Source organism: Paenibacillus sp. RS8 (assembly GCF_041956825.1).
Lineage (GTDB): Bacteria > Bacillota > Bacilli > Paenibacillales > Paenibacillaceae > Paenibacillus_AQ.
In genome coordinates, this window is record NZ_CP168131.1 from 3,569,721 (window position 1) to 3,596,373 (window position 26,653).

Sequence of the window (26,653 nt, forward strand, 5' to 3'; positions counted from 1 at the left end):
TCACAAAGGAGTGAAGCTGCATGAACAAGATTTGTACAAGGAAGGTGTTGACTCTGATGTTGTTAGTATCAATGTTTAGCTTTATGGGTTGTGGATCTGAGTCCAAAGATGAGAAAGCGGCAAAGAAAATTTTGAGCTCCTTACATGAAAAGTATGGAGAGGAATTTGTCCTTGACGGTATAGGCGGCGGCTGGGGAACGATGAACAACAATACGTTGAAGGCGATGGTTTATCCGAAAAAAGATGAAACGCTAAGATTTCCTGTTGAAATTACGAAGGATCTGAAAAAGGTCTATGACAAGTACTTAAACCAAGTAGTTGCCAGAAATGAGGAACCACACATTCAAGAAATGGCTGCTAGTATTTGGCCTGACAGTAAGGTTATCGTCGCCAACGAAACAGGTCTAGTTTATCCCGAACATAGCGATACCAAGATATCCTATGAGCAATTTCTGAAGTTATATCCAACGAATACGCAGGTTGTAACAGTATATTTAAATTGTGATAACTATATGGATAATAAAGGAAACGCGGATCGGGATAAAGAAATTGAAGCCCAGTTAGCATTTGTGAAAAGGCTAGAGGAAAACAAATATGTCAGTAGTCTAATTACTATAGCTTACCTCACTCCTGATGCTCATAGTCGCTTGGATGACATCAAAAAGACAGAATCAGATGTGGATCTTTATTATAGTGATGAAACGAAGGAAACAGGAATAGTTAACATTGTAACGATGGTTGGTTACAGTTTAGGGGCAGATGGGGAGATTGAAGAATCCCGAGAAGAAATAGAAGAGTATTATGAAATATGGAAAGAGAAAAGAATAGAAAGCTTTGAACAAAGAGGGGGATTGTAATGGCTGATCCTGATATTCTTTCAGAGATTGAGTTAAAGCAAATCTCCCAGATTGTTTATTTAGATATATTAGATAATAAAGACCTTGGGAAAATATATACACGTAAGAACGACAAAATCACTCTCGGCGAAGTTCTCAGTTTCTACTCTACACCCGAAGGTCAGCGGCAATTAAAAGAGCGCTTTCCCAACGATCTTAACGGAGTTAAAGAATACGACCAGTGGATTGTTCTCATAGAGCAGATGAATAAACCTCCATATAAGAATTGGGAGATTTCCAATATCGTCTCTCATAATAAAAAAGAGGAATCAGGCTTTGTTGCATTTACAGTGGATACCCTTAACGGAGAAAAGGTAGCTGCGTTCCGGGGTAGTGAACCTATGGAAAACCCACTCTACCGCAATGACTGGAAAAATAACGGGACAACGGCGTATTCCATTGAAGCTATGCAGCAAACGGAAGCGAGAGAGTATATGAAAAGTTTTAAGACCGACGGCAGTTATGATTTATATTTGACCGGGCATTCGCTAGGAGGCAACCTGGCTTTATATTCTTCCTTTATTCTGTCGGAGGATCTGCGTAAACACCTCATTTCGGCTTCAACCTTTAATGCTCCGGGATTTAATGGAGATGTACTAGACAAGTTCAAATCGAATATTGATGAAATGAATGAAAAAGGGCAAATCAAAGAGTTCAGGAATAAATATGACATCGTACCGGCCTTATTCCTAAATCCCTCGGCAGGTATTTATATAGATACTGAATCTGAACGGGATGACGTACTGGCTCATCACTCCTTATTCTCACTGAAGACCAATGGAAACAACACCTTTCTACTTTCGGATTCCCAGACACGGGGTTTAGTTCCTAACCTCGTGCATAATATTACGGTTGGTTTGGAGGTCATCCCTGATTTTCTGAAGGAGAGTTTGGTTGAAGGGGTGTTCAAAGTACTGGATGGGGAAGTGGATTTACGGCCATTAGCGATTGCAGGAATAACGGTAGTTGGAGTATTACTGGCGACTGTTGGGCCTGTTGCAGTTGTTACTGCGGCGATTACTACAGCGTTAGCTGTACTCGTTGGTACTATAAAAGCATTGATTGCGCTTTATATAATCGGTTTTGTCATTGACAGTGTCATTCCCTGGATTAAGCAAAAGGTGGAAGACATCAAGGAGAGAGTGGTTTCCTTTTATAATCAAAGTGTTGAATTTGTAACGAATATGGTTACAGAAGCTGTCCGAGTCACTAATCTAATCGGTGAAAGAATTGCGGAGTTTTCACAAAAGGTAAAACAAGCAGTCTCTGATGTTATGACGAAAATGAAAGATGGCTTCAACCGGTTTGTGGATAACACTATTCAATATGTAAAAGCCCAGAAGGAATATTGGATCGGTGTAAAAGACAAAGCGATGAAGAAAATGGGAGATATATTCCAAAGTGTAAAAGCTAAAATCAAGAAAACCAAGGATGAATTTATCGCTGGCGCTCGTACGATTAAAGATTCAGCAATCAGCAAAGTTAAATCGACCATTACAAAAACTATAACGAAAATTGCAGTTGCATCCGCCAGTTTCATACAAGGAGCCAAGATTTTGGCGAATATGGATAAACTGGAGAGTCTGCAGAAAAGCCTGGTGCGTAAGGAGGAGAGCATTGCTGAAATCGTCGAAAGGATATTGTCTATAGCTTCTGGAGTAAGTTCTAATGTGGGCAGAGCTTATAGTGAATCTTATGTGCAAGCCCAATTAAGAGAGTTGCAGCGTATAAGCAATGAAGTTAGGACACAAAAAAATCTTGTAACAACAGCAATTCATAGCAAAACCGCAGGCCTAAGATACACGATAACAAAATATCGGGACATCGAATCCAAGATTGTTGCGGCTGCCCGTGCAAGTACTAATACAATGCGTCTGAACTAAGCAATAGCCAACTAAATTGAGAGGAGCAGTTATATGAAAAAAATAATGAGTTCGCTGGTTGTATTATTAATGATTGTCCTGTTCTCTTCGAGTTTTACGGGGTTAGCCGCAAGTCTTCCATTGAGGGTAGTAGTTAATGGAGAAAAGGTGATTTTTCCAGATGCCCAGCCTTTTATTGATGCGCAGCAAAGAGTTCAGCTTCCAGTTCGTTTTATAAGTGAAGCTCTTGGAGCTGAGGTGTTATGGGACAGTAAGGCTAAAAAAGCGACAATTTCGCTTGAAGGCAAAACCATGGGTGTCTATATCGGGAAAAAGAGCTATGAGCTTAATGGAACGACGAAGCAAATGGATACGGCTGCACTGTTTAAGCAATCAAGAACGTTTGTCCCGCTTCGTTTTGTATATGAAGGGCTCGGTGTAAACGTGAAATGGGATGATGCCGTGAAGACGGTTTATATTACTACTCCGGGGAATGAGCCTCCTACGAGTACTCCAGAAACAGGGAATTCAAGTGAACCAAAAGTAGCAACGGTTGAAGGTTTTAAAATTCCATACACTGAGTTAGGACCAAATAGGGAACCTGTCTATATTTCAAATTCTAAACTCACAGTGTTTGGTAGTTCTGAGCCAGCAGAGGGTAAATACCTTTTCCAAATCACAGTTCAATATGAAGTTAAAGATGCTGATCCTGTGCAAGCAGCTAATGAGGCAGAAGAAATTCTAAAACAAAAGATTGAAAGTAATGTGGTGGATTCTATTATGGAGTATGTAAGATCTAAAAGAGAAAGAGTGGATGTATTACCAATAAAGGAATTCTCAGATAAAAACTTTAAAGTTATAGTGCAATCTAAGGAGTGGGGGAGTGTACATCTTTCCATATGGAGGAAATAGGATTTATGAATAGATATGAAAATATTATGAGATAGGTGAATATATGAAAAAATCTATACGTATTTTTGCGATAATCGTATTATTATTTCAATCTATTAATACTTTTGTTTTCTCAGAGGAAGCGATAGACGATCCTTTGGAGAGCTTACCTAAAACACCAGAGGAAGTTATAAAATATATTAATAATGATATGGAAAATATATATGGCTGGCCTGATTATTACCCAGTTAAAGTAGGTAGCAGGGACCTAAGAAAAGATGTACTTCAAAAAAGTATTGATTCTAACCGTAATAATTATGAAATAGTTTACGGAGAGCCTCATTACTGGTTGGAACATAGTAAAATGCATGCCTTCTCTGGTTATTCAAAAGATGGCGAGGATGTCTCAGCGGAAGGCGCGCCCTGGTATGCAGGTTGGAGTGGAAAGCAGATACAAGATTTCAATATGGTTCATCGTCCATGGAAAAATGAAAAAGTTAAAGAGTTGTACAATATTACAGAGAATAATTTCGATGATTATAGCAATAAGAAAAGTGAATATCTAAAAGATTCTAATGGAACTTTTGAAAAATCCATTATCGATGGATTAAATAGAGATTACGCTGAAAAAACATACGCTGAATTCATCTATAACAATCAAAACAGTACACTTAAAGGCAGTCCTGTGTATACAAGGGATGCGACTCCGTCTAAGGGTGGTCAGTGGATAGATTATGTACATGTCCTGCAACCGCCTACATATCTGTCATGGGGATCGGGTCGTATCTACATTGAGGGTTCTAACGGAAATATCACTTACTTAGGCATTCCTATCGCTCCTTTTATTTTGCAGGTAAATGACTTATCCCCTCATTTCGAAACGATGCCAACCGGCGCATTAGAGGGACAAGAGGTAACTGTTGGGATTAGACTCAGATCCAGCTTCGCTACCCAGAAAACAACAGATTTTGCTTGGAAGATTACGAGTAACGGGAAGGAAATTCCCGTAAAATACCACGGCCATGCGTCAACGTTGGCTGGTGAAATTAAGCTTGCAGCTAATGCGGAGGACAATATTCTTTACGCGACATTTACTATGCCAGATGGGGATGTGAACATACGATTTAATCTGAACAGTCAAAAGTCACCTAAGGAAGTTTTGTACGAAAATAATGAGCTTTATGGATGGATTCAGAAGGTCACCGCGATGCCAACGACCAAAGGCTCTTTTGATCTGGATTACAATGTGTTATCAAAAAAAGTGAACTTCGGTTTAGCTGATGGCGCTGCTATAAAAGCTGTTTTACAGCCGCCCTATGCTAATTTCACTTGGAGTGGGAATGCTACAGGTGCTTTGGAAGTTACTAATAATACGGATGCGATCTATCGCTATTTTCGAGTGGAGAACAATCCCGCTGTGAATGATGCTGCCAGTACAATAGTGAGAAAACCTGACATCATTGCTAGCTTGCAGCGCCCTGATTTTGGTGATGATCCGGTTAATGGCAAATGGTATAGTAATCCAGCTCCGTACACACCTAATCAGAAGTCAGGAAATATAAGTTTCCAAGGTACTGTAAGCAGAAATTATACCCGTGATTATGAGGTTTGCAGCACCAGTAAGAACGCGGCAGGCCAAGACGTTGAATCTTGTAAAACATATACGACGAGCGGCAGCACCTCGGCTCCGTTTACACCCGGGCAAGACGTCAAAACCATTCGGACCTATATTTATAATGGGCTCGAACAAATCGCGCCGAAGTTATACAAGAATTCAATAGACAAAAATGAAGCAGATTCGTTAATCAGAAAGCTACTCTGGACAAGTGAACCTTACAACTATAATGTAATTCGCTGGATGGCTCATGAAGATGAGAATAAGATCTTGCAGGACTGGACGAAGGTTAAGGGTAAATTCGAACGTATCTTTACACAACAGGCAAGCGGAGATGTCGGCTGGAAGGTAGAGAATAGCATGGCTCAAGCTTATAAGAAGGCCAGAGATACCGCAAAAAAAATGCTTAACAACAAATCTGCTTACGACACTGCCGTGTTTGCAACTGATAAACAACTGCAAGGCTATGATTATCCAATTAAATCGGGGTATTATTTTAATCCAGTTGGAACCTATACCTTTACGCTGGAGACAGTGATGTTTAAGGACACGGATAAAGACACCGTGGATCATAAGGAGCTTGTTGAAGACCTTACGAATTCATTCCGCTATGAAACTGATCTTATGTATATTAATAAGGAGAAGGTTGCGGTTAATCTGCGGAATGAGCCGCTCAGCAAAAACGGTAATAACTTTGCGAGAAAGCCAGCAGCATTATCAGTAGAGAATGACACGGGTGTGAATAATGAGAAATTGCTGACGGTTGAGAAAGGCTTTACTAAAGAGGTAGAAGAAATTCCATATTCACAGGATAGAGAAAGTGATAAAGGCACCCATGAATTCTGGAAAAATATCCTGGAAGGTTACTCGCAGTCTAGCACACTGGGTAGCTTCAACAATTTCAAATATCGTGAATATGTGGGCTTGAATCAGCATATGTACAAGATCACGGAGAAGTCTACGGTCACAATTACAATCAACAAAGACAAACTTCCTATCTATACTACAGCTGAAATGCCAGACGGCAAGTACTATGTCAAGGCTTGGCTGGCAGATGTGGAGCTGTCCAAGAGTACCAATGCCTACAAATCATTAGGCAAATTAAACGGCATTAAGCCGCTGGATCAGATTGAGGTTACGGTAAAAGGCTCCATGTTCGATGACTTGAATAACTAAAGGACAGACACCCCTCATGCAAAGTTGCATGGAGGGTGTTTTTATTAAATTGTAAGACAAATAAGTTTCACGCTATACATTATCCTTATATTTCTCGCTTAAACGCTTATCGTCCTTATAAGGATGCCGAAGGCGTTTATACTTGTTGTGATAGCGCTTCATTCGACGTATAATTAGGACTGGTGATTGCTTTTTTAAATGATATTATTCATTTTTGTATGGGTATTGTATTTACTTCTAACTAGAGAAAGGGAGATCATTGCTGTGAAGCTATTGGGAGCGATTGAAGCAGGAGGAACAAAGTTTGTATGTGGGATTGGTTATGAGGACGGTACCATTGTTGACCGAGTTAGCTTTCCGACAACTACACCGGAAGAAACGATGGGACTAGTAATAGATTATTTTAAAGAGAAGAATGTAGAAGCTTTCGGAATCGGATCTTTTGGACCCATTGATCCTGTGCTGGACAGCCCTACTTATGGTTACATAACAACGACACCAAAACCTCATTGGGGACAATATAATCTGGTAGGCACCATGGCTGAGCAATTTAACGTTCCGATCGGCTTTGACACGGATGTGAATGGTGCGGCGCTTGCAGAGAGTAAGTGGGGAGCAGCTAAAGGTCTGGACAGTTGTCTGTATATTACGGTTGGGACAGGCATTGGAGCAGGAGCGGTTGTTGGCGGCCAGATGGTCCATGGATTGTCTCACCCTGAGATGGGACATATTCTAGTTCGTAGACATCCAGAAGATACGTTTGAAGGTTACTGTCCATATCATGGCGATTGTCTTGAAGGATTAGCCGCAGGTCCGGGGATCGGTAAACGCTGGGGACAACCGGCAGGCGACCTTCCGGTGGATCATCCGGCATGGGAGATGGAAGCGCACTATCTTGCGCATGCACTCATGAATTATGTACTGATTCTGTCTCCGCAAAAAATCGTCATGGGCGGTGGTGTTATGAAGCAAAGCCACTTATTCCCGTTAATTCGTACTAAGCTGCAAGAGCTATTGAACGGTTATGTTCAGCATCCATCGCTTAATGTCGACATTGATAATTATGTTGTGTCACCAGGTCTTGGAGATAATGCTGGGCTTGCTGGAGCGATTGGACTGGCTACATTAGCTCTAGCTAGAAGCTAGTATAAAAAGACATTGACTGTTCGGTAATATATGGTATTCTAGGATCTAACAGTATAGCATTTAATGAGGAAGCACCTCTTTCACGTTTATCGTGAGAGAGGTGCTTTTTTGCGTTTCGGGGTCTACTTGAGAAAGGATTTGTTCGGTCCGAAGGAGGCTCTGCCCGGGAAGTTATTGTGCTTGCTGTAAGTTGAGAAAGGTAGGGATGAATATGCAAATTGTATTTATGAACCGTTTATCCAGAATATCTGGAGTGGATCAAGAGATGTACGCCCAGCTGTGGATTGGAGAGGAAGAGGGGATCTGGAGTTTGGGCTGGCGCGATTTTTCAGGGGGGAGAATTACATCGAGAATTTATGGTATGAAGGTGGTTCTTGGAATGAAATGCTCTGTGTATACAGGCATGAGCTAGCGGTGAAGATGGGAGATGGCTATCGACCCTTAATCGATGGGATATTCCACGAGGAGGATAGTCTTACTGGACGGAATCAGGAGCAACTGAAGCTTCAATATTACAGCGAACATCATGGGAATGAGGTTATTTATGAGGAATTATGTGCTTGGCGCCGTGGAAAAGCTTCGAGTGAACGCAAGGCGCCCTATATTCTCGCCAGTAATCGTCTGTTGCGCTTGTTAAGCACATTTCTACCGCATACGCCAGAGGAGCTGTTACAAATTCCAGGTGTAGGAGAAGGTAAGGTAGCACAGTTTGGGACCGATTGGCTGGCTATAACTACTGTGGCGGCAAGGGAGCATTCCTTTCCTCTAAATTGGGTTCACGAAGTAATTGAAGAGGAGTCTTTTGTAAATTGGCTTTATAAACAGAAAGAGGTCAAATATAAGAAGCAACTTGAACGACTGCGCTTACGGCGGATTTTACTGCAGGGGATCGAGAATGGATTGGGTTTGGAACAGCTTAAGGTGAATAGTGGAGTGAACCGGCGTGAACTGATTGAAGTGGTAGAGGAACTAGAAAGAGAAGGTTATTCCGTTGAGAAGCTGATCCATGTAGAGCTTGGTAATATGCCACAGAATGAGCAAGAAGCGGTATGGAATGCATATGTGGAGCTCGGTGATCTCTTTCTAAAACCGGTGTTAAATAAGGTTTATGGAGAGGGGTTTTCCGCTGCTGAAGGATTGGATATTTATTATGAGCGCCTGCGATTGATCCGCATTCGTTTCCGTCGAGAGCAAACGCATAAAGTGGGGATGGCAACTAGTTTTTAATTGTCCACATACCAAAAAGACGAAGGCTACCTTATACCTTACGGTTACAGGGCCTTCGTCTTGCTTATTCGTCCGATTCTTTTCATAGCCATTCCTTCTTGCGGAAAACATACAGCATCCCACAGCCTAACGTTAACATAACGCCTATAACGCCATAATAGCCGTATTTCGTATGAAGCTCGGGCATATGATCAAAGTTCATACCGTAGATTCCGGTAATTACGGTCAGAGGCATGAATATTGTTGTGATCGCAGTAAACACTCTCATAATTTCATTCGCGCGATTGGCGATACTGGATTGGTAGGCCTCTCGTAAGTTGCCCATGAGATCGCGATACGTCTCAAAGGTTTCAGATATTTTAACCGCATTTTCATAAATGTCGCTAAAATATTTCTGCAACTGATCATCAATCAGACGGAGGTCTTTTTTATTTAGGGTATTGATTACTTCTTTTTGTGGTCCCAGCATTTTCTTCAACCATAGAATTTCACTTCGCAGACCGATAATCTCACTTAGATGAGATTTCTTGGTATGCATTAGGATATCTTCTTCAAGCTTCTCAATTCGAGCTTCAATCCGGTCGCCGACGGAAAAATAGTTATCCACGACAAGGTCAATAAGTAAGTAAAGGAACATATCCGGTTCGCTTACCTCTTGCTCCCAGAGCATAGGCTTTAGGATTCGAAGTTCATTGATCTTTTGTTTCGTTACAGTGATGATGTAATGTCTTCCAAGGAATACATTGAGCGCCCGTAGGAAAATTTCTTCATCATCAAAGCGGATGCTATTTACAACTATAAAGTAATGGCTTTCGTATATTTCGATCTTCGGACGCTGATCCTCTTCGCTAAGGCAATCCTCAACAGCAAGATCATGTAGGTTGAACAAAGGCTGAAGCAGCTCTAAATCCTCTACATCGGCGTCAATCCAATAGAACCCTTCCGTTGGGGGTGTCAGTGTTTCATCAATTTCATCAATAGGTGTAAAAACCCCTGCATTCACCAGCCGGATTTTCATCTGATTTCACTCCTCCTATCCCCAGGTCTTCACCAGGGACTGCTAAATTAAGCACAGAGAAAAAAATCAGCTTGGCCGGCGTTACATCAATACATAGGGCCAAATGACGTTTCGAGGGCATGAAGAAGAACTGCTCCCGCCGCCGGCAAGCTGATGATTATCCTGTGTGGTTGCTCATTCTGTACACTAATTTGCGAGCTCGGGTCGCCTTCCATTCTTCTTCTCACCTCTTCTTTTCGTTCAGGTATGAAATACTTGTCTAGTATAACAACGGAGTATGCCTCTTTCAAGCAAATTTATTGTGATTTTGAGGCTTCTTCAGCATTGTATGGACTTGACGAAAAGGAGGTTCATGATTTAAAGTGAATTTTAAAGTAATTTAATTGAATACAGCTAAATCTTATCAAGAGCAGGTGGAGGGACTAGCCCTATGAAACCCGGCAACCGGCGTGTAAACGCACGGTGCTAATTCTTGCGGAACTTCTGCAGACGTCTAATCGTCTTCAGGAACATTCTGGCAGATGAGAGAGGCGCATATGACTGTAGATATGACCTTTCTCGATTTCCGAGGAAGGTCTTTTTATTGTTCAGCAAGCCGCATTGCGGCAAAACAACTAAATTCAGCTAAGGAGTGGAAAGACAATGCCAATTAAAATTCCCGACAGTTTACCGGCGAAAGAAGTACTATCCGGAGAAAATATTTTTGTGATGGACGAAAGTCAGGCTTTCCATCAGGATATCCGTCCACTACGGATTGCTATTCTGAACCTCATGCCGACTAAAGAGACGACAGAGACTCAATTGCTGCGTTTAATTGGAAATTCGCCACTACAAGTTGATGTTACGCTATTGCATCCACGATCCCATATTTCCAAGAATACTTCTGCTGAACATTTGAAGAGCTTTTACAAAACCTTTGACGAGATCAGTCACCGCCGTTTGGATGGCCTAATCGTTACAGGTGCTCCTGTAGAGCAAATGGAGTTCGAGGAAGTATCGTATTGGGAAGAGCTGAAAGAGATTTTTGAATGGAGCAAGGATAATGTGACCTCAACCATGCATATTTGTTGGGCGGCACAGGCAGGCTTATATCATCATTTTGGTGTTCGTAAAGTGGCATTGCCTGAGAAATGCTTTGGCGTCTTCGCTCATACGATAAATCAAAATAACATCAAATTGTTGCGCGGCTTTGACGAAGTATTCCATGTACCACATTCCCGTCATACCGACGTCTCCCGTGAAGATATTGAGAATAATCCAGATCTGCAGATTCTGGCTGAATCCGAAGAAGCTGGTATGTATCTAGTGGCTACAAATGACGGTAAACAAATATTTGTGACCGGACATTCCGAATATGATCCTCTATCCTTGAAATGGGAATATGACCGTGATGTGACTAGAGGGATGGAGATGGCTTTGCCGAAACATTACTTCCCTAAAGATGATCCTGAACGTACACCTCCAGCAGTATGGCGTGCGCATGCCAATTTATTATTCTCTAACTGGCTCAATTACTATGTATATCAAGAAACGCCTTATGATATCGACCCGATTGTTTATTAATAACAGCGCTACAATATAAATTAGGAGGCATTAATCATGGATGACAAACTTAGGATTGAAAGTAGACTGGCTCAAATAGGTTCTCAAGAAGATCCAGCCACAGGAGCAATTAATTTTCCGATTTATAATGCAACGGCATTTCGTCATCCAAAACTCGGTCAGAGCACAGGGTTTGATTATAGCCGCACCAAGAGTCCGACCCGTTCGGTGCTTGAGAATGCAGCTGCGGAACTGGAATCTGGAGATGCAGGATTTGCTTGTAGCTCAGGGATGGCAGCTATTCAAACGATTCTTACCTTGTTCGCTCAAGGCGACCATCTGATCGTTTCGCTGGATCTTTACGGTGGTACCTATCGTTTGTTGGAACGGATTATGTCCAAGTTCGGAATCACTGCTTCTTATGTAGACACGAATGATTTGGATGCACTGGAAGCTTCGCGTCGTCCCAACACGAAAGCTGTATTTATTGAAACGCCAACGAACCCACTGATGATGATCACGGATATTGAAGCCGTGTGTACTTGGGCACGTCACCATGGGCTGCTTAGCATTGTAGATAATACGCTACTGACTCCGTTTTTCCAACGTCCTATAGAATTAGGTGCGGATATTGTAGTTCATAGCGCTACTAAGTATTTGGGTGGTCATAATGATGTGCTGGCAGGCTTAATTGTATCCAAGGGTGTAGAATTATCAGCTGAAATAGCAATTCTACATAACTCTATCGGTGCTGTTCTCGGACCAACAGACAGTTATCAGTTGATGAGAGGCTTGAAGACGTTGGCTCTGCGTATGGAGCGCCACGAGAGCAATGCACTAGCGATTGCCCACTACTTGTTAGAGCATCCAGCAATTGCGGAAGTGTTCCATCCAGGACTGCCAGATCATCCGGGGCATGAAATCCAGAATCGTCAATCTTCAGGAAATACCGGTATTTTTTCTTTCAAATTAAAAGATGCCAGATACGTAGAGCCTCTTCTTCGTCATATTCGTCTTATAGCATTTGCAGAGAGTCTGGGCGGCGTAGAGTCACTAATGACATATCCGGCTGTACAAACGCATGCTGATATTCCTGTGGAGATTCGAAATGCTGTGGGTGTAGATGATCGTTTGTTGCGCTTCTCTGTCGGTATTGAGCATGCAGAGGATTTGATTGCTGATCTTGGCCACGCACTAGAGGCGGCACGGGCTGAAATTGAGTCGAAATAACTGGGATATACTTTTAATCAGGAGTTAGTGGAGAAATAGAGTATAAACTAGCAGTATCGCTTAGTGCGATGCTGCTTTTCTTCTGGATGGGATTTTACGAAGAATGTAAAAGCATTTTTCAAGCTGTTCAGATTGTGATACGATGAGGAAATGAACTGTTCATTTGTATGAGAAAGGGTTGTCATCTTGAAAGGAGACAACGTCTTTTCTTCCTGTTATTTTGTGATTCTACCAATACCCCTAAGGGTTTAAAAGGAGGATGCGAACGATGAGTGCGATAGATCTTATTTTGGACAAAGCCCTACGGGGTGAACGTCTCCAATTGGAAGATACCATCCGACTGTTCGAGAGCAACGAAATTGAGAAAATGGGTGCTGCTGCAAACACCATAATGGAACGCTGGCATCCGGACCCGATGGCCACGTTTGTAATTGGTCGTAATATTAACTATACGAATGTATGTGATGTTTACTGTCGCTTTTGCGCATTTTATCGTAGACCGGGCTCTGATGAGGGCTATGTACTGCCGGATGAGACGATTTACCAAAAAATCGCTGAGACCATCGCTGTAAATGGTACAGAAATACTAATGCAAGGTGGAACGAACCCTAATCTTCCTTTCAGCTATTATACAGATATCCTTCGCGGTATTAAGCAACGTTTCCCTGAGATTACAATGCATTCCTTCTCACCAGCAGAGATTATGAAGATGAAGGAAGTATCTGGATTATCGCTCGAGGAAGTAGTACGTGAAATTCATGCTGCTGGTCTGGATTCTTTACCAGGCGGGGGAGCAGAGATTCTCGATGACCGTACACGCCGCAAGATCAGTCGTCTTAAAGGCTCATGGCGCGAGTGGATGGACGTAATGCAGACAGCGCATAAGATCGGTATGAATACAACGGCTACAATGGTCATTGGACTTGGAGAGAGTATGGAAGAACGGGCACTGCACTTACTTCGTGTGCGTGAGGCTCAGGACGAGTGTATTGCTAATAAATATGATTCAGAGGGTTTCTTGGCCTTTATCTCTTGGACATTCCAACCGGACAATACCAACCTGAAGCTGGATAGACAAACGCCTGAGGAATATCTGAAGACGGTAGCGATTAGTCGCCTTGTTCTAGACAACATCAAGAACTTCCAGTCCTCTTGGGTAACTATGGGACCAGAGGTCGGCAAGCTTTCCCTTCAATACGGCTGCAATGATTTCGGCAGTACGATGATTGAAGAGAACGTAGTATCTTCTGCAGGTGCAACTTACAAGGTTAACATCGAGTCGATTACTCAATTGATCCGCGAAGCGGGCAAAATCCCGGCACAGCGGAATACTCGCTACGATATTCTGCGCGTGTTCGATGATGCTAATGCGAAGATTGATAATGATTTCATCATGCAGAACTAATACCAATTTCATACGGTTACATTTATCGCTTGTTTGTCGTTCATCTTCTTAATTGGATGAATGATAAACAAGCGTTTTTTGTTGTGGAGCTGATTCTAACCGCATTTACCTGTGAACATAAATTCATTATTTTATTACATTTCTGTATACACATTATTATCCAAAAGTGATATCATATTCATATCAAATGAATATCTTTTGGGGGTGCTTTTATGAAGGAGAAAATGCTTCGTCCTGTCAGCGGATTTTGGGTTATCGCATTGATTGCAGTTTGTTTAGCTGGTGGAATTTATGGTGCTGTTCAGGAGTATGTTGCAGTGCCAGTTATTCTGTTCGTTGTAGCTGGGGTTCTATGTACCAGTATTACGGTTGTACAGCCCAATAAGTCGGTCGTTGTTACCTTTTTCGGGCAATATGTAGGGACTATTGCAACGAGTGGATTGTTCGCAGTCATTCCGTTCAGCGTACGTAAGACGGTTTCCCTGCGCGTTCGTAACTTTAACAGTGTGAAGCTTAAGGTCAATGATGTTGAAGGTAATCCGATTGAAATTGCTGCAGTTATTGTCTTCAAGGTGATTAACTCTGCTAAAGCTCTTTTTGATGTAGATAAATACATGGCTTTCGTAGAGATTCAGAGCGAGACAGCACTGCGTCATGTAGCCAGCAAATACCCTTATGATAACTTCAATGAATCCGGCATGTCCTTGCGTGCCAATGCAGACGAAATTGCTAAAGAATTAGCGTCTGAGCTGCAAGAGCGCTTGTCTTTATCTGGTGTAGAAGTCATTGAAGCCCGGCTTACACACTTGGCTTATTCAACAGAAATTGCGAGCACAATGTTGCAGCGGCAACAAGCTTCTGCCATTCTGTCAGCTCGTCAAATTATCGTAGAAGGTGCAGTTGGCATGGTTGATATGGCGATTAAACAGCTTAAAGAGAGCGGTGTAGTCGAGCTTGACGAAGAACGTAAAGCAGCGATGATTAATAATCTGATGGTGGCGATCGTGTCGGAGCGCGGAGCGAGTCCGGTCATTAACACCGGCTCGTTGTATTAAGGCGGTGCATCATGGCGGCCAAGAAAAGCTTTCCATTGCGGATCGATCCGGATCTGCATGAGGCGTTGGAACGTTGGGCGGGAGAGGAATTTCGCAGTGTAAACGGACATATCGAATACTTGCTGCGTGAGTCTTTGAAACGTGCAGGCCGCTTACCTGAAAGGAAACGACGAGAAGAGTAACCTCTTAAGGACAGTTCTAGGAGGATCTCCAGGATGTAGAACTGTACGTGTCGGTAACTGGTGCCCGGGGTTTACAAAATTTTGCCCCCTCTACAGACTTGACTGTCAGAGAGGACAGATTTATAATTACTCCATAATTCACGTTAACAGCATTGACAAAGATATGAATCGATTGTTCTGGACCGTTCAGAGAGAGGGAACATAGGCTGTAATTTCCTCCGGTATCTACTATTGATTTACCCCTTTGTAGCTGCGGTTATGAATTCCCAGAGATGGGATAGTAAGAACCGCCGGTTCATGGTCGTTACTCCATGCTTACGAAGGATTCTGTCTCAACTCTGATTTAAGAGCGGATTGAGAGAATCGAATTTGGGTGGAACCACGGGTGCAATCGCTCGTCCCTTTGCGGGACGGGCGTTTTTTTGTGCGTGGATATTTCCGTTTCGCAAAATTAAAATTGTTGGTTGGCTTAAGGAAATGAAGGAGGAATTTAAATGGTAAGTATTAAACTTCCGGACGGCTCCGTTCGGGAATACGCAGAAGGTAGTAATATTGATGATGTAGCGGCTTCTATTAGTAGTGGACTTCGCAAGAACGCGGTGGCAGGGAAATTGAATGGTATTGTCGTGGATTTGTCCACTCCGCTTGAGGAAGGCGCATTGATTGAAATCGTAACTTTGGATTCTCCTGAAGGTTTGGAAGTTATGCGTCACAGTACTGCCCACTTGATGGCGCAAGCTGTAAGACGTTTGTACGGAACAAAGGAAGTTAAGCTAGGTGTAGGCCCGGTTATCGAAGATGGCTTCTACTACGATATGGATTTGGAACATCCACTTAATCCTGAGGATCTACTAAAGATTGAAAAGGAAATGGATCGTATTATCTCTGAAAACCTGCCAATCGTACGTAAGGAAGTTAGTCGCAAGGAAGCGCTCCAAATATTCGGGGAGCTAGGTGATCCTTATAAGCTTGAACTGATCGAAGCGTTGCCTGAAGATAGTGTGATTTCGATCTATGAACAAGGTGAATTCTTCGACTTGTGTCGTGGACCACACGTTCCGTCTACTTCCAAAATCAAAGTCTTTAAATTGATGAATGTAGCTGGTGCTTACTGGCGCGGCGATAGCAAGAATAAAATGCTTCAACGCGTATACGGTACAGCTTGGATTAAAAAAGCACAGCTCGATGAGCATCTTCGTCTGCTTGAAGAAGCGAAGAAACGCGATCACCGTAAATTGGGTAAAGAGCTTGAAATCTTCACATTTAATCAATTGGTAGGCCAAGGCTTGCCGATCTGGCTGCCTAAGGGTGCTAAACTGCGCAGTATTCTAGAACGTTACATTGTGGATCTGGAAGCAAGTTTAGGATACCAGCATGTGTACACTCCGGTGCTCGGTAATGTTGAACTATATAAAACTTCCGGACACTGGGAGCACTATCAAGAGGACATGTTCCCTAAAATGACTATTGATAATGAAGAGTTTGTGCTTCGTCCAATGAACTGCCCGCATCACATGATGATTTATAAGAGCTCCATGCACAGCTACCGTGATCTGCCGATCCGTATTGCTGAGCTGGGTATCCAGCACCGTTATGAAATGTCTGGAGCATTGACTGGCTTGCACCGTGTGCGTTCAATGACTCTTAATGATTCCCATATTTTCTGCCGTCTGGATCAAATTAAAGGCGAGTTCATTCGTGTAATCGAGTTGATTAAACAGGTTTACAGTGACTTTGGTATTAATGACTACCGTTTCCGGTTGTCTTATCGTGATCCTAAGGATACTGAGAAATATTACGCAAATGACGAAATGTGGGAAACTGCACAGCGCATGCTGCGTGAGGTTGTAGAAGAAGCTGGTCTGCCGTTCTACGAAGCAGAAGGCGAAGCTGCCTTCTACGGTCCGAAGCTGGATGTACAGATCAAGACTGTACTAGGCAAAGAAGAAACTCTCTCCACTGTACAGATCGACTTCTTGCTGCCTGAACGCTTTGAATTGGAATACATCGGTGACGATGGTCAGAAACACCGCCCAGTCGTTCTACACCGCGGTATTTTAGGTACTATGGAGCGCTTTGTTGCTTTCTTGTTAGAGAACTTTGCCGGATCACTGCCGCTTTGGCTGTCTCCACAGCAGGTTAAAGTTATTCCTGTCTCCACTGCCTTCGACGATTATGCTAAGGAAGTTACGGACAAGCTGCGTCGCCGTGGTATCTCTGCTGAGGCAGATTTACGTAATGAGAAGCTTGGTTATAAGATCCGTGAAGCTCAGCTGGAGAAGCTGCCATACATGTTCGTAGTCGGCGAGAATGAAATGAATGCCGAGACAGTTTCCATCCGTAAGCGCGGGGAAGGCGATATTGGAGCTAAGCCACTTCAAGAAGTGATTGAGCTACTGGCTCAGGAAATTGCAGACCGTGTAATCTCCTAATTACATGAAATAATCTACACCAAAAGTATGTTTAATTACGACCTCTGTCATATGCCCATGAGGATCTAAAAAGGATCTTCATGTATAAAATTTTGTGAATCGGGAAACCTTCGCTAATAAGGGGGAGGTTTATCACATGAACAAAATGGGCATATTTCAGAGGTTTTGGTGTCTTTTCGTCACAATAGTTCTACTGTTAACTGCTGCAGGTATCATTCCTGAATCAAAGCATCAAGCAGTTGTGGCTAGTGGGACAGGAGACACGTTACAACACACAAGCATGAGCAAAACGCTTTCGAACGAGGTGCAACATACCCAAACTAACTCTGGTTCACTGAGAACCAAAGAACAACAAGTCGTTCTAACGACAGGCCGTGCCACGATATTGTTTAATGAGTCACATGCAAGCTCACCTGTATTACCTGCGACAACAATAAATAAACCAGTATCTACAAAGCCACCACAAAGCACTGTTGCTCCAACTACCAAGGCTCCAGCCACCAAAGCTCCGACTGCCAAAGGGAATGGAGGCACTGGCGCTTCGAAATCACCGAATTCTATTCCTGTAGCTGCACCAGCTCCTGACCAGATTATTACTTCAATGAAAGTGATGGCGACGGGTTATACTGCGGGTTATGAATCTACAGGTAAAACATCTAAACATCCCGAATACGGAATCACCTATTCAGGTGTGAAAGTACGTAGAGATAAGAATACAGTCTCGACTATTGCTGCTGACCCTAAGGTAATCCCGTTAGGGAGTATACTTTATATACCAGGTTATGGATACGGCATTGTTGCTGATACAGGATCTGCCATTAAAGGGCGGAAGATTGATTTGTATTTTGCTACTACGAAACAGGTGTATAAGGAATGGGGTAAAAAATCAGTTGTGGTTCAGCTCATTAAGCGTGGTAACGGAACATGTACGGAAGTCATGCTGAAGAAGCTTACCCAAGCGATTGAGACTTATAATGCTGTACCGCAATCTCTGCTGGAAGAATCCATCTAAATTTAGAATTGTATTTCAATGAATTTGGCGGATTGAACTTATTTTCACTTGGCCATGCATAATAGTGACATCACCTTGCCATAATACGGACTGGGGCAGAGCGTTAGCCTCATCCGAGATGTTCTCTTAGTAAGCATTATCTATGCTGCATAAGGGATAAGGGAGGTGAATTCCGTGGCTAATAATAAAAAATCTAAAGTTCAAGAAAATTACAAAACACCGAATGAAAAATACAATGCTGAGTTTGCTGTTGAGAATGACGGCACTACTAAGCAAAGTGGAAATACTTCTAAACCAGCTCAGAAACCGCAACAATAATGCGCTGCTGATGCAGAAGACTGCTGAATAAAGAGACCGTCCCAGATCAGTTTATAACTGAGGGGCGGTCTTTTTTTTATATATATAGTAGTATATAGAATAATATCCCAAACGTCTCCGTCTAGAGACTGAGTGGAAGTTCCTTCTCTCGCCGCTGTTTATGAGCGCTTTCTTCCTGTAGACTAAGGCTATAAGATTGAAGAAGAGAGCGTTCCACTAATTTAAAGGGGAAATGGAATATGAAAAGAAGGTTCACAAGTCAGATTTTTGGCGGCTTGATCCTGATAGGAATTGGAGCCATGTTTTTACTCAGACAATTGGGTTACACCGATTTCAGCTTAGGCTATGTGATCTCAAATTATTGGCCTGTTATCTTGATCCTAATGGGGATGAAACGGCTTCTGGGAACGGGAGACGAACATTCAAAAGGTGGATCTTCACCAATCGGCGGTTTTTTCTTTCTGGCGATCGGAGTGTTCTTCCTTGGACGGAATTTGGACTGGTTCGATATTTCAGCCGGGGATTTTTTCAAAATGTTCATTCCAATCATGCTGATTGGCGGCGGTCTTTATGTGATTTTTAAACCTAGAGGTTCAGTACCTCCAGTGCCGCCAGCTCCGCCGTCACCGCCAGATTACTTTCCTCCAGGAAAAAGCTCGCTGGATGTGGAGCCGCCAAAGCCGCTGGATTCCACGCTAGATGAGCAATTCGAGCAGAAATTTGGTAAACCTTCTGGTGGGCGAGACTGGAATATTAATCTTCAAAAAGATGAAGAAGAGGATGAGGATGGAGGAGCATTTAAATCCACCGCTGAATCACGTTGGCAAGAGAAGCAGGAGCGTCATGAGCGCAGACGTCAGGAGCGTCATGAGCGGCATGCTAGAAGACATGGGGAATGGCATGAGGAGTTCCATGAGACAGAGAGTAACAACAAGGAGTCAACCAATCGCTCTGCTTTTATCGGGGATGTTCATATGGGTCGCGAGCATTTTCAACTGAAGAACACGAATGTCTCACAGTTTATTGGTGATACTGTACTGGATCTGACGAACGCACAAATTGCTTATGGTGAGACAAAAATTAATATTTCCGCTTTTATTGGTGATATCAAGGTATATATTCCAAATGATATGGACCTTGGGATCTCAGTGAACAGCAGTTCTTTTATCGGCGATATGGAAGTTCTGGATCAGTCCCGCAGTGGATTCATGAGCAGTGTTCAATGCAAAACGCCTTATTATAAAGAAGCGGGCAAAAAAGTTCGTATTAACGTAAGTGCTTTTATAGGTGACATTAAAGTTAAAACGGTGGGTTAGATGGGGACAATATTCAGTAATACCAAATGGTTGTTGTTGTTTTACTTTCTACTCACTGGAGCCGTAAGTGCCGGGTTGATGTATGCAGGCACTTGCCTTGGTTATATCGAGGTTATGGATTATCGAATGTGGCTGTACTTATGTCTTGGGATCGTGTTGTTCACTGTTGTAATCGGTTATATGGCAGGTCAGCGGATTCAGCGCCGGATTGATCATCTGGATCTAAATATGCTGCAGGTAGCAAAAGGAAATCTGTCCGTACGTATGCCAGAGAGTGATGACCAGTCTTTTGCGAGAGTGTACCACGAATTTAATGTCATGATGGATACGGTTGAGAACAAGATGCAGCTTCTGCAGCGATTGGGTGAACAAGAGGTTATTGAGAAGGAACAGGCAGCGGAGAGTGCGGTGTTGGAGGAAAGAAGGCGTATGGCCCGGGATTTGCATGATACGGTGAGCCAACAGCTTTTTGCCATCCATATGTCGGCTTCTTCGCTGCCTAAAGTGCTGAAAGTTAATGAAGCTCAAGGTCAATTGGTAATGGATCAGTTAATTGCAATGTCACAAATGGCACAAAAGCAGATGAGAGCGCTCATTGCGCAGTTACGGCCGGTGGAGCTGGAAGGCAGGAATCTTTTCGAAGCATTGGAAAAATGGTTCCCTGATTATTGCCGCCAGAACGGCTTAAAAGGAATGAAGGAGCTTGAGCTGCAAGGAGAACTGTCTGAAGCAATTGAGCATCAGCTGTTCCTGATTATTCAGGAGGCGATGGCGAATATTGTGAAGCATGCTGAAGCTAGGCTAGTTAGTTTATCGCTGCGTGAAGGGTCAAGACAAGTTGTGCTAAGTATTAGCGATGACGGTCAAGGCTTCGAACATATACAGCAAAAACAGGGATCATACGGTCTTACCACCATGCGCGAACGTGCGGAGAAACTAGGTGGACAAGTGGAGATTATTAGCCGTAAAGGTGCAGGAACGACCATACGTGTACATATCCCTAAGTTTGTGCAAGGGAATTCTGAGTCAGAGGAAAAAAGAGTGTTAGGATCTGATATAGAGGACGAGGAGGAATAGAGCATGAGTGTCATAAGAGTGTTGCTCGTAGATGATCATGATATGGTGCGGATGGGCCTTAAAACATATCTGATGCTGGAGCCGACGTTTGAGGTTATAGGAGAGGCAGCCAATGGACAGGAAGCACTGGAGATGCTGCGTGCTGGTGGACATGAAGGGTTGCCCGATCTCGTGCTAATGGATCTGATGATGCCTGTGATGAATGGTGTGGAGACTACTCGTGCAGTGCTGTCAGAATTTCCTGGTCTCAAAATCGTGATCTTGACCAGCTTCCTTGAAGATGATCTCGTCGTGGACGCTATAGAAGCTGGAGCAGTCAGCTATGTGCTAAAAACCGTGTCAGCAGAGGAGCTGATCTACGCTCTGCAAGGCGCATTCCGTGGTATGCCTGTCATGACTGGTGATGTATCGCAAGCGCTGACGCGTGGCATTCGCCAGCGTACTGTGCAAGGTGATTCCTCCGGCTTGACGGAGCGTGAGAAGGAGGTCCTGTTGCTTATTGCTGAGGGCAAGACCAACAAGGATATCGGCGAGGAGCTGCATATCAGCATCAAGACGGTGAAGACGCATGTCAGCAACCTGCTGATGAAATGCGAGCTGGATGACCGTACCCAGTTGGCTATTTATGCTCATCGGAAGGGTTGGGCTCAGGGTTAGGGATTGTTTTTCAAGATGATGTGGGGTAGTTTATGGGGGCTTAAAAGTAAGTTATAGGGAAAACCTCCCTTTAAACTTGAGTTTTACGCTTGTATACAGGATTATAGGGAAATCCTCCGTATAAATTCCTTGTTTTTCTCATAAACAGCTATATTGCTGAGAATTATAGGGAGGTATTCCCTTTAAATCTTGATTTCTTGTGATTTTTGGTTAATTATAGGGAGTTTTTCCCTATAATTGTTGTTTGTTCCTTGTTCTTGGACTTCGTTCATGGACGTCGTTCTAGGGTTTTGTTCTAGGTTGTATGTTGGAAGTTCGGGCCGCGTTGTTTTCCGCGCCCGAGCTTCTTTTTTACTTCCCTGCCTAGGGATTGGGTTCAGAGCGAAAAGTTTACGTCCGCCTTTGAAATCCTGTTCCACCTGCAGGGTCAATTCATAGGAACATGATTTCAACAGCGGTGTAGCCTGAAACCCAGTCCCGACCAACAGCGTGCGCCTTTTGGAACCTAGTCCCCTAATAGCTCCCTTCTGATGCCAAATCCCGTTATTTGCCTATATCTTTTATCTCCGCTTAAATTGTTTTTAATGTGACCTTAAGGTTTAAAGTACAAAATAAGAAACAAGAAAACAAATTAATCCTTGTCAGGCGACAGGATGCAGGAGGTATATGAACATGGACGATAACAAAAACAACTTTAATCGTGACAATGGACCAGCACCAGATCGGGATTGGGACAATAATAATCATAATAGTAATAATAATCAGTCATCCGAATCCGGATCATCATACTACTATTCTTACGGACCTTTTAAATCTTTGAACAAAGATGAAAGTGATGCAGACGGAAGTGCTCAGCATTACAACCGGATGGAGCCGGAGCGGGTTGAGGTTACACCTCCACAGCCCGTAAAACCACTCCCATACAACAGTTCATTTCGCAGTACAGGCTTTGATGGTAATGGCGGCGGACGAGGTGGAAACGGCGGAGGCGGCTCTGAAGGTGGAGGTGGCTGGCAATATAATAAAAAGCCAAAAAGCTCAGTGAAAACAGTTTTGATTTCCTTCTTAGCAGGTATGGTCGTTCTCTCAGGTTCAATGTTTATGGCAGATCGAGGCAACTGGTTCACAGGGGATGCAGCTTCAACCGTTGCTAGCTCGGAATCGAATGGAACGGCGAAGACGACGAATGAGAGTGCTAGTACTACACCTAATACTACCACTACATCTTTGGTGAAAGGCTCCCGTGATGTGACTGGCGTAGTTGATGCGGTTGGACCAGCAGTCGTCAAGATTGAGACACTAGTAAAATCCAGTTCACGTAATGGAAGTTCATCCAGCCCGAATTTGAGTGATCCGTTTTCTCAATTCTTTTTCGGAGATCAATACGGTGGAAGTGGTTCTTCACAAAATGAGCAGGACTCGAAGTCGGATTCAAGCTCTTCATCGCAGCTCATCCCATATGGAATTGGAACAGGCTTCATTTATGAGAAATCCGGATATATTTTGACGAATCAGCACGTCATTGAGAATGCCGATGTCATCCAAGTTACAGTAGATGGCGTAACTAAACCATACGAAGCAAAATTGCTAGGCTCTAGCAAAGATCTGGATTTGGCAGTATTGAAGATTGAGGGAGATAGTGATTTCCCTACAGTTGCTCTGGGAGATTCAGATAGCTTGAAAGTCGGTTCAGAAGTAGTTGCTATCGGTAACCCACAAGGCTTCGATCATACAGTAACCTCTGGTGTTCTTAGTGCAAAAGGACGCAGCATCGACATTAACGAAGAAGATGGTAGTGGAACTCGCAACTACAAAAACTTGCTGCAAACTGACGCATCTATCAACCCTGGTAACTCCGGTGGTCCGCTGCTCAATATGAATGGACAGGTAATTGGTATGAACGTTGCTGTTAGCACAGATTCCCAAGGTATAGGTTTTGCTATCGCAGTGAATACGATTAAAGAAGTCGTAGATAAACTGGAAGCGAACCAAGCGATTCCTAAAGAACCAGTACCATTCATTGGTGCAACGCTTATGACGATTACAGATGAAGTAGCTAAACAAATGGGCACGGATATTAAAGAAGGCTCTGTAGTTGCAGATATTATCTTTAAATCGCCAGCGTATGCTGCAGACTTGCGCCCTTACGATATCATTACTGGTGCAAATGGAACGAAATATACTACAAACCAAGATTTGATTGCTTTCATTCAAACGTTAAAAGTCGGTGACAAAGTAACGCTGAATGTTGTGCGCGATGGTAAAAACTTGGATCTTTCCGTCACAATCGGCAACAAAAATGATTTTGATACGACTACTGGGCAAAGTCAGCAGAAATAACACACCGGACGGTGAATAACGCGGAAGGGGCAACCCTTCCGTTTTTTGTCTAAACATGGTGCGACTGCTACAATATAAATAAAAAGAAATGAACAATGGGGGCTGCTTGATGCGACCGAATATTCTAATTATTGATGATGATGAAAAAATTATTTCCATGCTGCGCCGAGGGCTAGCCTTTGAAGGTTACGATGTAAAGACTGCGGTGAATGGAGCGGATGGATTACGAGCGATTCTGAGCAGTGATCCGGATGTGGTGATTCTGGATGTTATGATGCCTCAGGTAGACGGATTTGAAGTTTGCCGTCGTTTGCGAGAAGGGGGCAGTAATGTGCCTGTTCTAATGCTTACGGCGAAGGATGAAATTGAGCACCGTGTGAAGGGGCTTGATCTGGGTGCGGACGATTATTTAGTAAAACCATTTGCACTGGAAGAATTACTTGCCCGGGTACGTGCGCTACTTCGGCGTAAGAGTGAGCAAAGCGGAGGCAGTGAGCAAGCGGTTACTTATGAGGATATTACACTTGATGTAGATTCACGCGAGGTCACACGTGCAGGTAAGAGACTGGAGCTTACGGCGAAGGAATTCGAACTGTTGCATTTGTTTATGCAGAATCCGAAACGTGTGCTTTCGCGGGATCTGATCATGGATAAAATATGGGGTTATGATTACAGCGGTGAATCTAATGTACTTGAGGTATACATAGCTATGCTACGCCAAAAAACGGAGGAGCATGGCGGTAAACGCCTCATTCAAACGATCCGGGGTGCCGGTTACATTCTAAGAGGTGACAACTAACATGTCTATAAGATTGCGGCTGACTGCTTGGTATTCAGGGATTTTGGCCGTTATGCTGCTGGCCTTATCAGCCGCAATTTACGGCTTTGTCTATTTTAATACGTATGGTGACTTGAAGGATCGTCTAAGATTGCAAGCTGAGCAAACGAAACCTTTATTTAGTTACGATGTCTTCAACGGAGAGTTGAAGCTCGGTGGAGTGAGACGTCCTGAAAACTCCAACATGTATACACAGATTTATACTTATGGAAGCAAAAGCCTGTCGCAATCAACGAACATGATTAACTTTGGCTTACAGTTTGATTATCCTCCTCAAGATAAAGCTGTAAAGGGTTTTCGTAACGTAGTTGTAGACGGTAATCAGTTTTTGATTTACGAGATGCCTATCGAACTAGAGCATTATAATAATAATCCAGTGGCAGTATTACAAGTCGCTGCCTATGTGAGCGAGCAGAATAAGCTATTGGAGCGTTTGAAAAATATATTGCTTGTCGGGTCTTTTGCTACCTTGATTGCGGCATTTACCTTTGGATTATTCCTGGCCCGTAAAGCGATGAGTCCGATTGGAAAAGTTATTGAGGCTACAAACGGGATTCAGACGGGGAATGACCTAAGCTCCCGTATTGAATATGATGGACCTCCAGATGAAATAGGTCGCCTAATTGAGACTGTCAATAACATGCTTGGGCGTATGGAAGGATTCTACACTGAGTTAGAGGATTCGTATGCGGCACAGCGACGATTTGTTTCCGATGCATCACATGAGCTGCGGACGCCGCTGACAACCATTCGCGGGAATATTGATCTGCTGCAAAAAGTATGGGAGATGGAGCCGGGTGAAGGGAAGATGAGCGAGGCTGAAATTCGCCAGCTCTCGATGGAATCGGTGAAGGATATCGCGGACGAGTCTAAACGTATGAGCCGACTGGTATCTGATATGCTCTCACTTGCGCGCGCTGATACAGGGCGAACCTTCGAGATAGAACCGGTGGCACTGGAACCAATGATGACGGAGATAGCGCGTCGGGCGTCATTTCTACCTCGTCAAGCGGAGTGGGTTACAGGGGATATGTCCGTCTTAAATGGTAAGTATGTTGTGGGTAATAAAGATTATTTGCAACAAATGTTGTTTATTTTTATTGATAATGCTTTTAAATACACACCTTCCGGTGAGGTGAGTTTAGATACGATTTTCTATCAGAATCAGGTTGGTATTCGAATCACCGATACGGGGATAGGTATGGATAAAGATGAGGTTCCATATATTTTCGACCGTTTCTATCGTGCAGATGAATCACGTGGAATTACTGAAGGAATTGGGCTTGGCTTATCTATTGCTAAATGGATTATTGACGAACATGGTGGGTCTGTGGAAGTTGTTACGCGCCAAGGCGAAGGAACTACTTTTGTGATCTGGTTGCCGCTTCTCTTTGCTCCGCCGCTGGAATAGGGTATAA

The 26,653-nt window shown here is 43.3% G+C and carries 22 protein-coding genes and 1 riboswitch; of the genes, 21 read left to right on the forward strand and 1 reads right to left on the reverse strand.

Annotation, left to right across the window (positions count from 1 at the left end):
* Nucleotides 1-20: 20 nt before the first annotated feature.
* The 7 genes from ACDZ28_RS17335 to ACDZ28_RS17365 all read left to right on the forward strand — a co-directional run bounded on the left by ACDZ28_RS17335 (nt 21) and on the right by ACDZ28_RS17365 (nt 8,813).
* The gene (locus ACDZ28_RS17335; protein WP_375102360.1) at nt 21-857 is read left to right on the forward strand and encodes a hypothetical protein; all 837 of its coding nucleotides are present in this window, start codon (nt 21-23) and stop codon (nt 855-857) included.
* On the forward strand, nt 857-2,779 hold the full coding sequence (locus tag ACDZ28_RS17340; protein ID WP_375102361.1) for an Mbeg1-like protein: 1,923 nt from the start codon (nt 857-859) through the stop codon (nt 2,777-2,779). Before ACDZ28_RS17335 ends, ACDZ28_RS17340 begins: the two co-directional genes overlap by 1 nt.
* 33 nt (nt 2,780-2,812) lie before the next feature.
* The gene (locus tag ACDZ28_RS17345) at nt 2,813-3,670 is read left to right on the forward strand and encodes a copper amine oxidase N-terminal domain-containing protein (protein WP_375102362.1); all 858 of its coding nucleotides are present in this window, start codon (nt 2,813-2,815) and stop codon (nt 3,668-3,670) included.
* Nucleotides 3,671-3,713: 43 nt separating this feature from the next.
* Nucleotides 3,714-6,440: a hypothetical protein gene (locus tag ACDZ28_RS17350; RefSeq protein ID WP_375102363.1), complete on the forward strand. Its 2,727-nt coding sequence runs from the start codon at nt 3,714-3,716 to the stop codon at nt 6,438-6,440.
* A gap of 264 nt (nt 6,441-6,704) precedes the next feature.
* A complete protein-coding gene (locus tag ACDZ28_RS17355) occupies nt 6,705-7,586 on the forward strand; it encodes an ROK family protein (RefSeq protein ID WP_042125636.1) in 882 nt (293 codons plus the stop codon).
* 205 nt (nt 7,587-7,791) lie between these two features.
* The gene (locus ACDZ28_RS17360) at nt 7,792-7,998 is read left to right on the forward strand and encodes a hypothetical protein (protein ID WP_375102364.1); all 207 of its coding nucleotides are present in this window, start codon (nt 7,792-7,794) and stop codon (nt 7,996-7,998) included.
* Between the two features lie 8 nt (nt 7,999-8,006).
* On the forward strand, nt 8,007-8,813 hold the full coding sequence (locus tag ACDZ28_RS17365; RefSeq protein WP_375105371.1) for an HRDC domain-containing protein: 807 nt from the start codon (nt 8,007-8,009) through the stop codon (nt 8,811-8,813).
* Between the two features lie 82 nt (nt 8,814-8,895).
* On the opposite strand, the gene corA is transcribed toward ACDZ28_RS17365, so the two are convergent.
* A complete protein-coding gene (gene corA, locus ACDZ28_RS17370; protein ID WP_042125638.1) occupies nt 8,896-9,831 on the reverse strand; it encodes a magnesium/cobalt transporter CorA in 936 nt (311 codons plus the stop codon).
* A 397-nt stretch (nt 9,832-10,228) separates the two neighbouring features.
* Nucleotides 10,229-10,359: riboswitch (SAM riboswitch) on the forward strand.
* A gap of 114 nt (nt 10,360-10,473) precedes the next feature.
* On the opposite strand from corA, the gene metA reads away from it, so the two are divergent.
* From metA to ACDZ28_RS17440, 14 genes are all read left to right on the forward strand, one after another.
* Nucleotides 10,474-11,394, forward strand: coding sequence for a homoserine O-succinyltransferase (gene metA, locus ACDZ28_RS17375; protein WP_042125640.1), 921 nt, complete (start codon nt 10,474-10,476; stop codon nt 11,392-11,394).
* Between the two features lie 36 nt (nt 11,395-11,430).
* Nucleotides 11,431-12,603, forward strand: coding sequence for an aminotransferase class I/II-fold pyridoxal phosphate-dependent enzyme (locus ACDZ28_RS17380; protein ID WP_076119225.1), 1,173 nt, complete (start codon nt 11,431-11,433; stop codon nt 12,601-12,603).
* A gap of 268 nt (nt 12,604-12,871) precedes the next feature.
* A complete protein-coding gene (gene mqnC, locus ACDZ28_RS17385) occupies nt 12,872-14,008 on the forward strand; it encodes a cyclic dehypoxanthinyl futalosine synthase (RefSeq protein ID WP_042125644.1) in 1,137 nt (378 codons plus the stop codon).
* Nucleotides 14,009-14,220: 212 nt separating this feature from the next.
* Complete coding sequence (locus ACDZ28_RS17390) at nt 14,221-15,063, forward strand: SPFH domain-containing protein (protein WP_042125646.1); 843 nt, start codon at nt 14,221-14,223, stop codon at nt 15,061-15,063.
* 11 nt (nt 15,064-15,074) lie between these two features.
* Nucleotides 15,075-15,245, forward strand: coding sequence for a toxin-antitoxin system HicB family antitoxin (locus ACDZ28_RS17395; protein WP_042125648.1), 171 nt, complete (start codon nt 15,075-15,077; stop codon nt 15,243-15,245).
* Between the two features lie 494 nt (nt 15,246-15,739).
* Complete coding sequence (gene thrS, locus ACDZ28_RS17400) at nt 15,740-17,677, forward strand: threonine--tRNA ligase (RefSeq protein ID WP_375102365.1); 1,938 nt, start codon at nt 15,740-15,742, stop codon at nt 17,675-17,677.
* A gap of 304 nt (nt 17,678-17,981) precedes the next feature.
* The gene (locus ACDZ28_RS17405) at nt 17,982-18,689 is read left to right on the forward strand and encodes a 3D domain-containing protein (protein ID WP_375105372.1); all 708 of its coding nucleotides are present in this window, start codon (nt 17,982-17,984) and stop codon (nt 18,687-18,689) included.
* Nucleotides 18,690-18,863: 174 nt separating this feature from the next.
* Nucleotides 18,864-19,007 carry a hypothetical protein gene (locus ACDZ28_RS17410; RefSeq protein ID WP_156114753.1) on the forward strand — a complete coding sequence of 48 codons (144 nt, stop codon included), beginning with the start codon at nt 18,864-18,866 and terminating at the stop codon, nt 19,005-19,007.
* A gap of 239 nt (nt 19,008-19,246) precedes the next feature.
* The gene (gene liaF / locus ACDZ28_RS17415; RefSeq protein WP_042125652.1) at nt 19,247-20,323 is read left to right on the forward strand and encodes a cell wall-active antibiotics response protein LiaF; all 1,077 of its coding nucleotides are present in this window, start codon (nt 19,247-19,249) and stop codon (nt 20,321-20,323) included.
* Nucleotides 20,324-21,400 (forward strand): sensor histidine kinase, encoded by a 1,077-nt coding sequence (locus ACDZ28_RS17420; RefSeq protein WP_042125653.1) that lies wholly within the window; start codon nt 20,324-20,326, stop codon nt 21,398-21,400. It begins immediately after the preceding gene.
* 3 nt (nt 21,401-21,403) lie between these two features.
* Nucleotides 21,404-22,057: a response regulator transcription factor gene (locus tag ACDZ28_RS17425; protein ID WP_042186223.1), complete on the forward strand. Its 654-nt coding sequence runs from the start codon at nt 21,404-21,406 to the stop codon at nt 22,055-22,057.
* A 672-nt stretch (nt 22,058-22,729) separates the two neighbouring features.
* Nucleotides 22,730-24,397, forward strand: coding sequence for a S1C family serine protease (locus ACDZ28_RS17430; protein ID WP_375102366.1), 1,668 nt, complete (start codon nt 22,730-22,732; stop codon nt 24,395-24,397).
* 109 nt (nt 24,398-24,506) lie between these two features.
* The gene (locus tag ACDZ28_RS17435; protein ID WP_042125657.1) at nt 24,507-25,196 is read left to right on the forward strand and encodes a response regulator transcription factor; all 690 of its coding nucleotides are present in this window, start codon (nt 24,507-24,509) and stop codon (nt 25,194-25,196) included.
* A 1-nt stretch (nt 25,197) separates the two neighbouring features.
* Nucleotides 25,198-26,646 carry a cell wall metabolism sensor histidine kinase WalK gene (locus ACDZ28_RS17440; RefSeq protein ID WP_042125658.1) on the forward strand — a complete coding sequence of 483 codons (1,449 nt, stop codon included), beginning with the start codon at nt 25,198-25,200 and terminating at the stop codon, nt 26,644-26,646.
* Nucleotides 26,647-26,653 lie beyond the last annotated feature (7 nt).

Excerpts from the sequence above, each read along its gene's own strand:
- ACDZ28_RS17340 (WP_375102361.1), top strand. The coding sequence starts at position 857 with ATGGCTGATCCTGATATTCTTTCAGAGATTGAGTTAAAGCAAATCTCC.
- mqnC (WP_042125644.1), top strand. The coding sequence starts at position 12,872 with ATGAGTGCGATAGATCTTATTTTGGACAAAGCCCTACGGGGTGAACGT.
- ACDZ28_RS17360 (WP_375102364.1), top strand. The coding sequence starts at position 7,792 with ATGAATATGCAAATTGTATTTATGAACCGTTTATCCAGAATATCTGGA.
- ACDZ28_RS17430 (WP_375102366.1), top strand. The coding sequence starts at position 22,730 with ATGGACGATAACAAAAACAACTTTAATCGTGACAATGGACCAGCACCA.
- ACDZ28_RS17435 (WP_042125657.1), top strand. The coding sequence starts at position 24,507 with ATGCGACCGAATATTCTAATTATTGATGATGATGAAAAAATTATTTCC.
- ACDZ28_RS17420 (WP_042125653.1), top strand. The coding sequence starts at position 20,324 with ATGGGGACAATATTCAGTAATACCAAATGGTTGTTGTTGTTTTACTTT.
- corA (WP_042125638.1), bottom strand. The coding sequence starts at position 9,831 with ATGAAAATCCGGCTGGTGAATGCAGGGGTTTTTACACCTATTGATGAA.
- ACDZ28_RS17390 (WP_042125646.1), top strand. The coding sequence starts at position 14,221 with ATGAAGGAGAAAATGCTTCGTCCTGTCAGCGGATTTTGGGTTATCGCA.
- ACDZ28_RS17335 (WP_375102360.1), top strand. The coding sequence starts at position 21 with ATGAACAAGATTTGTACAAGGAAGGTGTTGACTCTGATGTTGTTAGTA.
- ACDZ28_RS17380 (WP_076119225.1), top strand. The coding sequence starts at position 11,431 with ATGGATGACAAACTTAGGATTGAAAGTAGACTGGCTCAAATAGGTTCT.
- ACDZ28_RS17395 (WP_042125648.1), top strand. The coding sequence starts at position 15,075 with ATGGCGGCCAAGAAAAGCTTTCCATTGCGGATCGATCCGGATCTGCAT.
- ACDZ28_RS17365 (WP_375105371.1), top strand. The coding sequence starts at position 8,007 with ATGGGAGATGGCTATCGACCCTTAATCGATGGGATATTCCACGAGGAG.
- ACDZ28_RS17350 (WP_375102363.1), top strand. The coding sequence starts at position 3,714 with ATGAAAAAATCTATACGTATTTTTGCGATAATCGTATTATTATTTCAA.
- ACDZ28_RS17345 (WP_375102362.1), top strand. The coding sequence starts at position 2,813 with ATGAAAAAAATAATGAGTTCGCTGGTTGTATTATTAATGATTGTCCTG.
- liaF (WP_042125652.1), top strand. The coding sequence starts at position 19,247 with ATGAAAAGAAGGTTCACAAGTCAGATTTTTGGCGGCTTGATCCTGATA.
- thrS (WP_375102365.1), top strand. The coding sequence starts at position 15,740 with ATGGTAAGTATTAAACTTCCGGACGGCTCCGTTCGGGAATACGCAGAA.
- ACDZ28_RS17440 (WP_042125658.1), top strand. The coding sequence starts at position 25,198 with ATGTCTATAAGATTGCGGCTGACTGCTTGGTATTCAGGGATTTTGGCC.
- ACDZ28_RS17425 (WP_042186223.1), top strand. The coding sequence starts at position 21,404 with ATGAGTGTCATAAGAGTGTTGCTCGTAGATGATCATGATATGGTGCGG.
- metA (WP_042125640.1), top strand. The coding sequence starts at position 10,474 with ATGCCAATTAAAATTCCCGACAGTTTACCGGCGAAAGAAGTACTATCC.